This is a genomic window from Pseudoalteromonas sp. AWH4_217, from assembly GCF_056161105.1.
Genome location: NZ_JBSWYM010000025.1, coordinates 35,776 through 50,075 on the forward strand (window position 1 = coordinate 35,776; position 14,300 = coordinate 50,075).

The window sequence follows — 14,300 nt, forward strand, 5'->3', positions numbered from 1 at the left end:
GCTTTGATCCTTTTCAAAGTGTAACAAAACAAAAAATTCCAGATTTTTAAAGAGACTCAACATGATACAATAGTGCCAAAGCAATAAATTATTACCGTCATGATTGCCGAAATTACCCAGCAGAATTCTGCCAACACATTATTAAATGATTACATCAGTAAAATTTGCGGCCAAGGCTTTAGCGGGGATACAGATACAAGTTATGCGACCCGTATAGTCACTGCTACTGATAACAGTATCTATCAAGAAATACCACAAGCCGTTATCTACCCTAAAAATACCAAAGATGTACAAGTTGCAATGCAAGTAGCATCTCTGGACCCTTTTTTGTCTTTAAGCTTTGGGCCTAGAGGGGGAGGAACAGGTACTAACGGGCAATCTCTTACACCTGGGATAGTGGTCGATCTCTCTCGTTACATGCGAGAAATTCTTGAAATAAATGAAGAAGAAGGCTGGGTACGAGTACAAACTGGCGTCATAAAAGATCAATTGAATGATTTTCTGAAGCCTTACGGATTCTTTTTTGCGCCAGATCTATCAACCAGTAATCGCGCGACTATCGGTGGCATGATAAATACCGATGCTTCTGGTCAGGGCTCTCTGGTCTACGGTAAAACCAGCGATCACGTACTGGAACTTAAAACTATACTTGTGGATGGCACTGAGCTCAACACCAATAAACTTGAACTTGAAAAAGCGGAACTTCTAGCTGAGCAGACTAATAGAGTTGGTGAAATATATAAGACAGTATTAACTAGCTGCCGGGAAAATAGAGAACTAGTCCTTGAGAAATTTCCGAGACTTAATAGATTCCTCACGGGCTATGATCTCGAAAATGTCTTTGACGATGAGATGACCACATTTGATTTAAGCCGTGTGATCACAGGATCTGAAGGGTCGTTAGGGATAGTTACCGAAGCGAAACTGAACGTAACCCGCATACAGCCGTACAAAACACTCATCAATATTAAATACGATTCTTTCGAATCTGCTTTGAGGAACTCACCTTTCTTAGTTGCGGCAAATGCAACTTCCGTAGAAACAGTAGACAGTAAAGTTCTGAATCTAGCCAAGCAAGACATCATTTGGCATTCAGTATCGGACTTAATCTCGGATGTTCCAGGAGTTGAGGTTCAGGGCCTCAACATGGTTGAGTTTAATGGCGAGACCCCTGAAGAGATCGAAGGAAAAGTTTCTTCATTATGCAGTCAACTTGACCAACTTATCACCAACCGAGAAGCGGGTGTTGTTGGCTATCAACTTACTAATGATAAAGCCGATATACTAAAAATATACGCTATGCGTAAAAAAGCAGTGGGCTTGCTGGGTAACACCAAAGGAAAACAGAAGCCACTTGCTTTTGCAGAAGATACCGCTGTACCACCAGAAAATCTTGCAGATTTTATTTTAGAGTTCAGGGCACTGTTGGACAGTAAAGGTTTGCACTATGGCATGTTTGGCCATGTGGATGCCGGCGTACTACATGTTCGACCCGCTTTAGACATGTGCGATCCTGAACAAGAAAAATTGTTGCGTGAAATATCAGATCAAGTCGTTGCATTGACCGCTAAGTATCGTGGGCTCATGTGGGGCGAGCATGGTAAAGGATATCGAAGCGAATATGGTCCGGCTTTTTTTGGTGACGCACTCTTTACTGAACTCAGAAAAATAAAATCAGTGTTCGATAAGAATAATCGCCTGAACCCGGGGAAAATCTGCACACCATTAGAGTGCAATGACAGCCTGGTTAGTGTTGATGGCCAGAAACGTGCGTGGTTTGATAGAGCTATCAATATTGAAGTCAAAGAAAGCTTCGAAAACGCAATGAACTGCAATGGCAATGGGCTTTGCTTTAATTATGATGAAGCCTCTCCAATGTGCCCGTCATATAAAGTGACCAAAGATCGCCGTCACTCACCTAAAGGCAGAGCTTCTCTGATACGAGAGTGGTTTCGTCTTCAGGAAGAGCAGGGGGTCGATTTACTATCTTCAGAGAAAACCCTGATAGAAAAAGAAAACGATACCACTTGGTGGGAGCGCTTTAGAAACAACCGAAAGAAACAACAGGGCATCTATGACTTTTCACATGAAGTCAAAGAATCTATGGATGAATGTCTTGCTTGTAAGGCGTGTACCACTGCATGTCCGATTAAAGTTGATGTGCCAAGTTTTCGGGCTCGCTTCCTAAATCTATATTACAGTAGATACAACCGTCCATTAAAGGATCACCTTGTTGCAAATGTGGAACAAACAACGCCTCTGATGGCTAAGCTGCCAAGACTTACTAACTTTGTTGTGAATTTTGCTCCTGTCAAATCAGCATTGAAAAATATTGTGGGTTATGTAGATACGCCAACGTTAAGCGTCCCAACTTTAGACAAACGCACCAACAGTGAGTATAAGTACGACGAGAAAAAGTTTTCCACTCTGTCAAAAGAGCAAATGTCCGATATTGTTTTTATCGTTCAGGATCCGTTTACCAGTTTCTACGAAGCTGAGTTAGTAGAAGCATTTATGCACGTAATTACTAAACTAGGTAAAAAGCCAGTGCTCTTACCATTTGTTCCAAACGGTAAAGCTCAACATGTAAAAGGGTTTTTAAAAGAATTTAAATCAACAGCTAAGTCTGCCACTGAGTTTTTGTCACGTATTGCCAGTTATGGCCGGCCACTCGTTGGGTTAGATGCCTCTTTGGTCCTATGTTACAGAGACGAATATCTCAAGATCCTGAATGAAGACAAATTAGCATTTACAGTTCACCTTGCGCATGAGTGGCTGTCAACTCAGGACTGGATTTCAGTTGGGAAGTTGTCAAACGTAAACGGCAACTCCGTTGTCAAGTTACTTAGTCATTGCACAGAAACCAGTGCTATACCTGAAAGCAAAACTGTTTGGAAAGATATCTTTGGGCATCTTGGTGTGAACTTGGAGACACCAGCAACAGGGTGTTGCGGAATGGCTGGCACTTATGGCCATGAAACCGATCATCAGCACAACTCAAGATCGTTATATGAAATGTCGTGGCAAAAACACACGAGTAATATAGCAGAAGAAACTGTACTGGCTACGGGTTTTTCTTGTCGTTGTCAGGTGAAGCGTTACGAGAATAAAAAACCAATGCATCCGATAGAGTACATTGCAAAGAATCTCTAATACAATAGATGGTAGCGATACGTATTTGTGTCGCTACTTTTCGATTTTACTTACACCCATTCACTGATTTTCTTATCAAACCTCGATTTAACATAATTTAAAAATCAACATTCCATTTGACTGTTTTTTTAGATAAACGGGAATAATGTCGCGGGAGTAGCATCGCGCTATATAGTATGATGTGTTCTTTTTCACTTCTAAATTAAAGAGATCGGAGAATTTTAACTATAGTGGTGTGAAGACGAATCAGGGTTTACAGAGCTTCCATTTATGAAGTAACAACGATACCCAATGATGCTCAAATAAATCATTAGGCTTTCGTTGTATTTAGAATAAAAAAGAGATCTACAATTTACGTTTTATCCCAGACTTGGCTCTTTCCTTAATATTAGTCTGGATATATATCTGATCGGTCGTCGCTATTTTTGAATGACCCAGATCTTCGGATAAATGTTTAAGAGGGCGGTGCTGCGCATCGTGCGTGGCACCAGTGTGGCGAAGCCAATGTGATGTAGCTGCTTGTAAGTTTTCAGCTTCCTCCTGAAACCCATCCTCGTTGAGCTTTTTAATTGCCAGATCAAAACTTTCCTGCACGATTCTGCGAATTTGTCTTACATTCATACCTCCGCTACCGCGAAGCTTGTGAATAATTGGGTGGGGTTCATCGACGCGAGGTAAGGAAGTCAGCCCTCTGCTTAAACGATAACGCTTTAAATACTCAATGAATTCTTCGCTTAATGTGACATCTCGAAGCTTGTTTCCTTTGCCCATTATACGCAAAAACCAAAAACCATCTTGATCTTGCCAGAAATGACTCATTACAGGTGCCCATTGCGGGCGGTCAGACAATTCGGATATCCGTAAATATAAGCCTTTTAAACAAGCTAATGTGAACAGGTTTCTTTCAAGCTTAGGGTCCTTTTCACACCGGTCTTTTGTAACACCAAACACATATTCCCACTGCAGGTCACTCAGTGTGTCTGGCATCTTAATTTGTGACTGCACTACGAGATAAGGGCAGTTCTTTTTCACCACGGGAACAAAGTTAGCAAATGATTTTTCTTCCAAAATGGCAAACTTATAAAACACATTTAATGCGGTGAACATTGATGCGAGTGTTTGCTGACTCACCCCATTAGCCTTATATATAAAGGGTCGCCAATTTGAATTCACAACCCTTAAACCATTGCTATCCTTAAAACGCCATTGCACTGATTGGGCAACCCAGTCGTCACTGGTCTCAACGACGAACTCAACATATGCCTCAATGTCTTCACGTTTCAGATCAAATACAGAAGCTTTTTTTATTGTCCAGGACCACAGATAAAAGCGCTCTATTTCATTACGAAATCGATTAAATGTGGCTTCTGACTTGCGCCCATATACATACAAAAATTGATAAAGAAACGCCAGATCGTTTTTACAACAATGTGGATCAAAGACCTCACTGGTTAGAAAGTTGGCAATATCTGGGTATTCTGTCTCGAGTGTATTGTCCTCAAGATGTGCGACTAAGTACCTGAGCTGCTTAAGCGTATCAACTAATGGCGTCATTGTATGTGTATAACACTGATTATATAAACAGTGTTTTATTCTGAACTAAGCTTAGCAAGATTGCAACGGAAAACCGAGCTCGCGCGTTATCCGCAGCGAGCACTTAAAATATCAAAGCCTTAAATTTCTGCTTTCGAAGCATGCAATTCACGGGCGTACGCGAAGATGATGGCGAGATTACAAATGAACCAGAGATCTTTGATTATGAATAACCCCAACCCGTCTATCAGGGTAGTCGGTGAAAACCCACCATCGGCTGTGAACAAAAATGTCTGTGTCATAATAAATACAGCACCTGTACCGGCTATACCAATCAAAACCAGATTACGTCGGCCAAGCCAAATGCCGGCGCCAAGTAGTATTGCAAATCCCAGGTCATAAACACCGATTAAATCTGACGCTTGCTGGATTGTGAACACCTGATAAAGCCATGCCATAAACGGGGAGGTTTCGACCAAAGGCACTATGGCCTTGGCTTCCAATTCTAGAAACTTCATTCCACCAATCCAGAAAAGTACGATAGCTACGGGAATATAATTTAATATTGCATGCTGGCGTGCTGAGATCCGCTTAGTGAAACATAAATAAAACGCCAAAGGTAACAGAGCAAAATACTTAATAATACCCTGACCTGAACCAATAACCGGAAACCCACCGTGTGCTGCAATCCAGCGACCAGCATCGAACAGGGTTAGTAACATAATACCACTCAATACAACGAGAAAAGCAAATTGTGGTCTGCGTAACTGAGTTATAAAAAGCGCTGCGCCAACGCTTATGCCCGTAATTAAGAAAAATAGCCCAAATACCTGACTAAGACTCTGCATTGAATATAAATCGTTGAGCGAGTAAAAACCCAGGGCTTTTTCTACGTAACCAATATTCCCCCCAAGAATAAACGAGCTACCGAGTAACATCAGGCTTAGGGCAACGGTAAAAGCAATCACCTTATAATTTGTTGAGTGTGACATAATGGTCCTATGCAAATGGATGTACCAAGAAGACCGGACAAGCCCGTTTTAATTTCAGTGAGGATTAATTTTTTGATGAGTTCATCGCCAAAATAAAGCGATTTCTGAGACTGTGTATGTGTACAGTAATGGCGAATGCTAAGAAGTATGGTTGCTGCGCCGGCATACATGGGAAAATGAAAGGGCATTGCGCAAAAGGTGGCACAATGCCCAATTGGTAGTTTGTCTATAACTAAATCGGCTATAGCCAAACTAAGTGTAAACCAGGAGAATGGGCGCCTGGCTTACAGCAAAACCTTAGTTTGTTTGGGCCTTAAGACTTACGCCACTATACGACGAGTAGCCTCGTAACATGATGTGGAAAGTGCCCGCCGATGGGTTATTAACCGTACACACCTCGTTATTGCCATTTTTATAAGGACGACAGTCATAAGTCGTGCGAGTAGGCTGTGCGTTTGCACGTACATACAGGTCAGCATCGCCTGAGCCGCCGCTCATTGTAAACGTCACTTTGCTTACCCCGTTACCAACATTAAATGTGTAAAAGGTTTCACTGCCCGAACCACCACTCAGGCTAGATTTGGTTACACCATCCTGCAATTCATTGCCACCGGTACCATTTAATGCTGCATCCACCGCAGCCGAAGCATCAATGATACCGCTACCACAACTGCTACAAGTGGCGGGGAAGCTACGAGCAGTACTCTTCAGGATACTTTCAACTTCGTCCGGGCTTGCTGAGGGTTTAGCTTGCTTGATAAGGGCCGCTACACCTGCAACATGAGGTGCCGCCATTGACGTACCTTGTGAGTATGCATAGCTATCACTTGAAGGTCCGTTACTACCAGAGTTATAAGTAGACAAAATACCTTCCGGGTCATTGGCAAAGCTTTGCGCACCACCAGGTGCAGCAACGTCGATGTTTGAACCGTAGTTTGAGTAATATGCGCGGCCACCGTTACGACCTACAGAAGCAACATTGATGATGCCGGAGCAGTTACCCGGATTGAAATTGGCAGAATTTGAGTTGTCGTTACCCGCTGCAATTACGATGGTCGTGCCGTTAGCACGTGCCGTGTTAATAGCGCTCTGAGTTGTTGAGCTACATGCGCCGCTGCCACCTAAGCTCATGTTAATTACATCAGCCGGGTTTGCGTTAGATGGTACGCCTGATACTGAACCACCTGATGCCCAAATGATACCGTCTGCGATATCCGAAGTCAGACCACCACATTTACCAAGTACACGTACAGGAACAACTTTGGCGTCATATGCGACACCAGCCACACCCTGACCGTTGTTTGAAACCGCCGCGACTGTGCCTGCTACATGTGTACCGTGCCAGCTGGAGCTACGTGCGCTATGTGTATAGCCACACTCGTTAGCAGATACTGCATCACCCGGGTCACGTGCATCGCTGTCACGACCACCGCCGTCGTTTGCTACCGACAAGTTAGAGATCATGTCGTAACCTTGCAGGATGTTTGCGTTCAGATCTGAGTGAGGGCGGTAACCAGTGTCCAGCACAGCCACTACCACACCATTACCTGTTGCCTTATCCCACGCCGCAGGTGCATTGATACCTCCGGCAGACTCAAAATAGTGCCATTGGCTTGAGTACTGTGGATCATTAGGTGTAGCGAAAGGTTGCAACATCTGGTCGATTTCAATGTATTCAATATTGCCAGTCGCGACCATTTCCTGCATCAGACTATGCGCATCAGCCGCAGAAAGCGTTTGGTCAACGCGCATAACGTGGTGATTGCTCAATGCCATTTGACGGACATATTTAGTTTGTAACGAGGCTTTCTTTTTACTCTTGAAGCTCTTAACAAAAGTTTGTGCTCGTGAATTCATCATCGCCGGAGACATCTCGGCCTCAGAGATGGACATAAGCTGATTGCTATTGTCCTTATATTTAATAATAAACTGCGTGCCTGCAGTGTTTTGGCCTTCAATTTTCTTGCTCAACTGCGCCATACTTGCAACGCTATTGAACGCTTCAGCGTTATTTGCCACAGCTTGAGTTGCAGCGAACATGCCTGAAATAGCCAGCGCAACGGCACCAATTTTTAAATTATTAGTTGTCATAATAGTTTTTCCCTAGATTTAGTTGTTGTTCCTTCCGTTCAGCAATGCGTACAGAAGGCACTTGAATGTAAACACGAGGTTACTTTTAATTTAAATTCCGTTTACTTATATTACATGTAATTTGAGTTATAAGAGTTGAGCAGATTTCACACAGCTAGTTGTTTTGTAATATTTAATTCACGATTATTGGAGTTGTTATGATATATTTTTCATGTAAATGAATGTAAACAGCTAGTGATAAATTATGAGTAATTCACACTTATTTGGCCCTTTAATAAACACATGATCTGCATTAAGAAGTTCCAGTAGGTTTTGTAAATTCTGACTATCTTGAGTTATGGGCGGGCAGTTTTCTTTTAACTTTGTGAACACAGATATGTTCCTGCAAAAACACCTTAGGAAAGAGTAATAGCCAAAAAGCAGCGCACTTTTCAGGTGCTGCTTTTTGGCTTAAGCTTGTTATCGACTACTGTTTACGACATTGCTGTGCGTCAAAGTCGACAATTATGCTGGTGTTTTCTGCATTACCAGAGATCTTTAGGTAAGACCAATACTCGCTTCCAGCTGCGATTTGAATGCATTCCGTTGTGCCACCAGAATTAGATTGTGCGTCCTTATCGTTATCACTTGGCCAGCCACCATTTTTGTACAAGATGTTCAGACTTCCACTGCCATGCGCTGTTGTAATAGCCAGGCTTTGTGTAGAGGTAATATCTCCAATAGATAACCATAAAGTACCGTCTCCGCCCAGACAGGTCGCTTCGCCCGCTACCAGTCGACCGCCGCTTACTGGCTGCTGAGTCGCACATGCATCAGGTACCGAACCACTGATATCTTTGGGCATGATCTCAACGGTATAGTCCTCAACTTCTCCATCACCTACCGAGCCACAGGCACTGGCAGCAGCGCCGTTGTACTTCATAGCAATACGTAATCTCGCTTTAGAACCCACCATACTTGCAGGAACATTAATTGAGCCTGTCACTTCGCCTTTACCAGACACGTCTGACATAACCTGCTCAGATTCTTCGAACTGACCATTGTTATTAAAATCTATCCAGGCAACCCAATGCTCGGTGTAACTTCCACCTGGCGTGAAGGTAAACAGGTTAGCTCCCTCTGTAAGCTTAATAGTCTGATTAGAAAAATCACCATATCCTTCTGCCTGAGAAGGGTTACTGAACGATCCATTTTGTACATTTGCGATCCATTCATATCGGGTGTTGCCACTGGCTGAACAGTATTCAATGCCGGAAATGCTTACGGCGGCTTGCGCGCTGTTACTCAGTCCAACGTTATCTGTCACTGTTAAAGTTGCCGTATAGTCGCCAGCCTGAGTGTAGGTATGGCTGGGGTTCGGCTCATTGCTTGAGTTGCCGTCGCCAAACTCCCACTGGTAAGTAACAATATTGCCATCCGGATCTTCAGAACCTGCACTGCTGAAGGCGACGGCTTGTCCTGACATGGCAGAGTAGGGGCCATTGGCTAGTGCAGTAGGGGCCACAAGTTCTGATTTCACCTCAGCAGTTGCAGTATCTGTTGCCGTGTTACCGTCATTATCTGTTACGGTCAGTTTCACGGTATATACCTCTGCGTTTTGGTAGGTATGCACAGGGCTTGCAGCGGTGGAGGTGTTACCATCACCAAATTCCCAGTAGTAACTGACAATACTTCCGTTAGCATCGTTTGAGCCCGCACTGCTAAACTGAATAGACTCTCCAATAGTGGTACTATAAGGGCCATTCGCTTGTGCGATGGGTAAGTCAGAGTCACCAGCTCGTTCATAATAAACAACTAACGAAGCGCCGCTATACTCTAGGAAAGGGTCAATCATGATATTTAACTGACCGCCGCCAGCTGCAAATTCGCAGTACTCGCTGTGTCTTGGCGCACTGAATGGCCCGCAGTCATGTTTATCAGCCGTTGGCACTGAGTTCATACTAACATAAGCATCTGGGTCACCCTGATACCCGCCAGGCATTACCGCAACCGTGCGTACAGCATCAGATGGGATTTCAAACTGATAGGTTTTTGGATCGGCACCTTTAGCAGACTCCAGGTTATTAATCTCGGCTAAGAATACGCGCTCACAGCCATTGCACAGCGTATTGTCAGTGCCAGAAATGACACTGAGCGTCGCATTTGAATAGGCACTAAAAGCGTCAATTGCAGTGTGATAGGGCACTGTACTGGATGGAGCAGAAATCGTCACCAGCTCCGGAGAGCCTGCACTTCTGAATGAGATAAAATCAGCGTCCCAGTTATCGCCATTTTTAACCGGTGCTTTACCTTTAGAGACATACATATCAGGATCTTCATCGTAACCATCCAGATAAAATGCGACAGCCTGCGTACCAGCCGGCACCGAGATCTCGTAGTTTTCCACTTCGCCTTTTTGACCTGATAGATCTGTAAACGACTGAATAACATCGCCCTTTGGCGGCGTAACCGCGCCGGACGTGCCATCCCATGGATGACCAGCATTGCTGGTATACTCATCAAGGCCAGTGGCGATTAGGTTTGCATTAGACCAAAGCGTTGCCCTTGCAGGCCCATGAAGGGCAGCGGTCATTCTGTTTACCTGATCACTGGTGAACATGGCATAGTTATCAGAGTAATGCATAAAGTTTTCTGTGTTTGTGGGCTGGCCCAGGCAGTTTTTTACGTTGTTCTGTAATATGCTGCTACTCATTTGCGGCGTATCGCACGAGCCGTCGCCAGTCGCATTACAAAAAGCCTCAGAATGAATTGTACAGACATCACCATCAAAGGTATGGGGCAGGTTTAGCCAGTGACCAAACTCATGGGTCAAAACAGAGCGGAAGTTTTCATTGGTGTTAGCGCCAACATAATCACCATTATAAACAACCCGTGACAAGCCATTTTGAGACATACTCAATTGCGGATACCAGGCAACGCCGGAATTATTGGTAGACCCGTCATCATATAAGTCTTGCTGAATATAGATATTCATATACTTAAAGTTGTCCCAGGCATCGGCTGAAATTTGATCGTCAACGCCACTGCCTTTACCATATCCTGCCTTTTCTGGGTGGCGGACAATACCATTTGTTGGTTGGCCGTTTGGATCTTTTTTTGCCAATACAAATTCAATGTTAAGATTTTGCCTGATTGCCTGAAACTCGGGCGCAATGGGTCCATCATCAGTGATTAAACCCAGGAAATCCTGGTTAGACTTGTTCAGTCCGTCTATGACTTTTTGCTCAGTTAAGCAGTAGGTGCCTGTTTCACAGTTGTATCTGTCGCCATAAATATGCACTACCACAGGAATATAGTAACGCCCGGGAACACCATTGCCATTTTCTGCTGCAAGATCGTCCTGACTCGCAAGCTCAGACATAATATGCGTTGCGAAACTGGAACTCAAAGACCGTTGTCTGAGATTCTCTTTTTGGATAGCAGACCAGTCCTGTGAATTATGGTCGGTACCACAGATCTGTCCTCCATGTTTATGGCTGGTGGAATTCGCAAATACGGATTGTATCCTACTATCAAGTGCAGTTTGATTTACCTTGACAGGCTCGCCTGCAAATACCGTGACGGGGGACAGCGTAGTCAGCAAAATAGCCGTAGCCTGGCAGAGTGTTTTTCTGGTCGGTGTTTTTGCCAACACACGTTTAGAAAAAGGCATAGTGTTCTCCTGTTGTTTTTATTTGTTAACATATGGATGTTAAGAACCTGTTTTCTTATCCCCGAAGTTAACTTGTAGCGTTGTTGCAAGTACCTTTTTTGGTACTCTGTTATTTTCCTGGAACTGCATAAAAGTGCATTTATATCAGCCACCTAACTTCAAACCATAAAGATACAGTGGATTTTTGAACGTTACGAAAGCTTTGTGTAACTTACACCAGTTAAATTATATTGTATACAGTATAATTTAACATTTTGCATAATTGTTATTTTGTTGAAGCAGGGCAGTCACGTCAGGAAGTAGGGTAATGGCTTGTTTTTAGGCCTAATGTTAGCGATACAAGCGACAGGTTTGAGTTGTAACAAGTTCGGTCAACAGCAGGGCTTTTTCTAGATTTGAAGTCTTGCATGACAAACTTGCCCAGCTGACCACGGAATTCGGCCAGGAACGCATCCAGGGCTAATGCGTCATCCTCACGGACATTGGTTAGTTCGAGTTCAAATTCCCGGTGCGCGCCTTCAAGGTCACAGACCTTTGACGCGTTGTTGGCCTTGCTGACAAGCACCTGGCTGTTCGGTTTCAACCGGAATACGCAAAATTTAGGCGGTTTGGGTAGGGGCAATTGCTCCATAGTTTTTCTTCGCTCGTCGGTTACTGTGGGAGCGAGTGTAAAAATGATGGAGCTAGGTTTTAGGTGTAAAACGTTTTACATAAACAGAAGATGTTTCTATCATCTTTGTAATCGCTAATTTTTACTCAGCTAAAATCCGTTATAGATCTTTCAAGGACTAAGATATTGAACAGCGAAGCAGCAACAAGACCAAATGAAGAGCCTAAGTATAGTAAAAAGAGAATTCAGAACGCTGGCAAGGCTTTAAGAAAAAACACGTACACAGAAGAAGATCTGGCCGTTCTAACAAATTGGAGAGCATCCCATGCATATCCATTAAAACAAATAGCTGATCAGTTAAAGACCGTCTCAAAAGTTGTTGATGATGAAGCTGTTGTAGCGCAGAGACTAAAAAGAACGCCATCCATCACTAATAAACTCTTGTTACAGCCATCAATGAGCCTTGCAAATATGCAAGATATCGGAGGATGCAGAGTAATACTAAACTCGTTGAATAATGTTTACCATGTAAGCGAAAAGCTAATTGCACAACTTGGCGATCTTGAGTTGGTAAGGACTGATGACTATATTCAATTTCCCAAAGATACAGGCTACCGAGGCATACATCAAGTTTATAAATATAACAGTTTTGGGGAATCTCCTGGTCATGATGGACTATTTATTGAAGTACAATTAAGGACTAAGCGGCAGCACTACTGGGCTACTGCGGTAGAAACATTGGGGGCATATTTAAAGCAATCCTTAAAAAGCTCACAGGGAGACACAGTAAGCCTTAAGTTTTTCCGGTATTTTGGTGACCTTATGGCTATTGATAATGATCAGGTTAAATTACACACTAATATCGGAACAGAAAGCTTGTGTATAAGACTCATAACGTTATGGGATTTCTTGCAATTGCCGCACAAACTGCTGGCATACTCTAGCGCAACCAAAAGGATATTTGAAGAAATTGATGGCGGAGAGGGTAGTTATGATTATTATTTAGTGATGACAGATATGAATGAACATGAGGTCAGTATCATTCCGTTTCAAAGCTCAGAACTACCAGAAGTAAATCAAAAGTATTCAAAGTTAGAACAAAGCTACAAGAATGACTTAAATAAAGATGTTGTACTTGTTTCAGTAAAATCCATAACAGATTTGAAACAAGCATATCCGAGCTATTTTAATGACGCACAGGAATTCATCACATTGTTTGTTGACCTTATCGAGAAATACCTATTTCAAAAACTGAAAAGTAGTATCAATGGACCCAGAAATCAGCGCCAACTCCGACGCCATCTTTTAATATTAAAAAAGCAGCAGAAGGAATTTAGAAGAGCTTGTAATATAACGTCTAGAAGAATTCGACAACTGAATAAAAAGCTGCGTTTTGCAAAGGCACAAAAGACAAAAGATATGTTCCTAGCAGCCATAGAAAAGTTAACTGAAGCAAATATTCTAGCCTGTAAAGGTGCAGCAAAAGTAAAGGAAAAAATTCAATCAACACAATCACAAATTCATCTAGCCAAACCCAGTTATCTGAGATGAAGCATTTTTAATAGACTACCAAATGTAACTGGCTGTATGTTAAGTATGTAAAGCAGTAAGGAGGGGCAGAGAATGAAATACTTCGTGAAACATACAATCCTAGTTTTAGTAGCTATAAAACCCGCTTCATATTCTATTGAATGGCAAAAGCGAAACAACCAAATCAATTCAACTATTTATTCAGCATGCTCAAGCCGTTAAAAAAGTATTGGTCACAGCAAAAAAATGACGCCGTAGCTTTTGCTTGGATTTATCTTTTTGAGCGTGCTTATTTGTAAGATATATAGCTGGTTTACTTCAAAAAACAATAATGACCGATACTGGTTAGTATCGGTCTTTAAAGTGCATCAGATATCCCTTATTTTCAAATATGACGAAAGTTTTATCATCTTAGAACGTCGAATGGAGATGTTGCTCAAGATTTTCGAAAAAGAGATGTAGAATTAGCTGAGCCAAAATGCCACATTCACTCATGAAAAATAACATCAAGAGACGATTATTATTTTTTTGCGTTTGCTGAATAGGAGACGGTTCAACCAATAATTCCGGCGTTGCCTGGTATCCTCAACTAAGCATGTCTCAAGCTGTAACTCCCCCATAAACTGCAACAGTTCTTGAGTAGAATTCCCATTAACAGAAGAAGGAAGTTTTACGATGAGAAAAAGCAAGTTCACCGAATCACAAATTGTTGCCATGATCAAAGAAGCTGAATCGGGTG

At 42.7% G+C, this 14,300-nt stretch carries 8 protein-coding genes; 2 read left to right on the forward strand and 6 right to left on the reverse strand.

Annotated features, from left to right (window positions below):
* Positions 1 to 99: 99 nt before the first annotated feature.
* Complete coding sequence (gene ydiJ / locus ACXAH1_RS21995) at positions 100 to 3,153, forward strand: D-2-hydroxyglutarate dehydrogenase YdiJ (RefSeq protein WP_475199665.1); 3,054 nt, start codon at positions 100 to 102, stop codon at positions 3,151 to 3,153.
* Between the two features lie 345 nt (positions 3,154 to 3,498).
* Here ydiJ and ACXAH1_RS22000 read toward each other — a convergent pair whose 3' ends face one another.
* The 5 genes from ACXAH1_RS22000 to ACXAH1_RS22020 form a co-directional block, all read right to left on the reverse strand.
* Entirely contained in the window at positions 3,499 to 4,707 is a 1,209-nt protein-coding gene (locus ACXAH1_RS22000; protein ID WP_475199666.1) for a tyrosine-type recombinase/integrase, read from the reverse strand.
* Positions 4,708 to 4,826: 119 nt separating this feature from the next.
* Positions 4,827 to 5,678 (reverse strand): DUF417 family protein, encoded by an 852-nt coding sequence (locus tag ACXAH1_RS22005; RefSeq protein WP_475199669.1) that lies wholly within the window; start codon positions 5,676 to 5,678, stop codon positions 4,827 to 4,829.
* Between the two features lie 297 nt (positions 5,679 to 5,975).
* On the reverse strand, positions 5,976 to 7,769 hold the full coding sequence (locus ACXAH1_RS22010; RefSeq protein ID WP_475199671.1) for a S8 family peptidase: 1,794 nt from the start codon (positions 7,767 to 7,769) through the stop codon (positions 5,976 to 5,978).
* A 466-nt stretch (positions 7,770 to 8,235) separates the two neighbouring features.
* A complete protein-coding gene (locus ACXAH1_RS22015; RefSeq protein WP_475199672.1) occupies positions 8,236 to 11,421 on the reverse strand; it encodes a M43 family zinc metalloprotease in 3,186 nt (1,061 codons plus the stop codon).
* A gap of 292 nt (positions 11,422 to 11,713) precedes the next feature.
* Positions 11,714 to 12,052, reverse strand: coding sequence for a hypothetical protein (locus tag ACXAH1_RS22020; RefSeq protein WP_475199675.1), 339 nt, complete (start codon positions 12,050 to 12,052; stop codon positions 11,714 to 11,716).
* A gap of 165 nt (positions 12,053 to 12,217) precedes the next feature.
* Here ACXAH1_RS22020 and ACXAH1_RS22025 point away from each other — a divergent pair, with 165 nt between their 5' ends.
* Positions 12,218 to 13,582 carry a RelA/SpoT domain-containing protein gene (locus tag ACXAH1_RS22025; RefSeq protein WP_475199676.1) on the forward strand — a complete coding sequence of 455 codons (1,365 nt, stop codon included), beginning with the start codon at positions 12,218 to 12,220 and terminating at the stop codon, positions 13,580 to 13,582.
* A 485-nt stretch (positions 13,583 to 14,067) separates the two neighbouring features.
* On the opposite strand, the gene ACXAH1_RS22030 is transcribed toward ACXAH1_RS22025, so the two are convergent.
* Positions 14,068 to 14,300: hypothetical protein (locus ACXAH1_RS22030; protein WP_475199679.1), on the reverse strand; the 233-nt coding region annotated here is incomplete at its 5' end.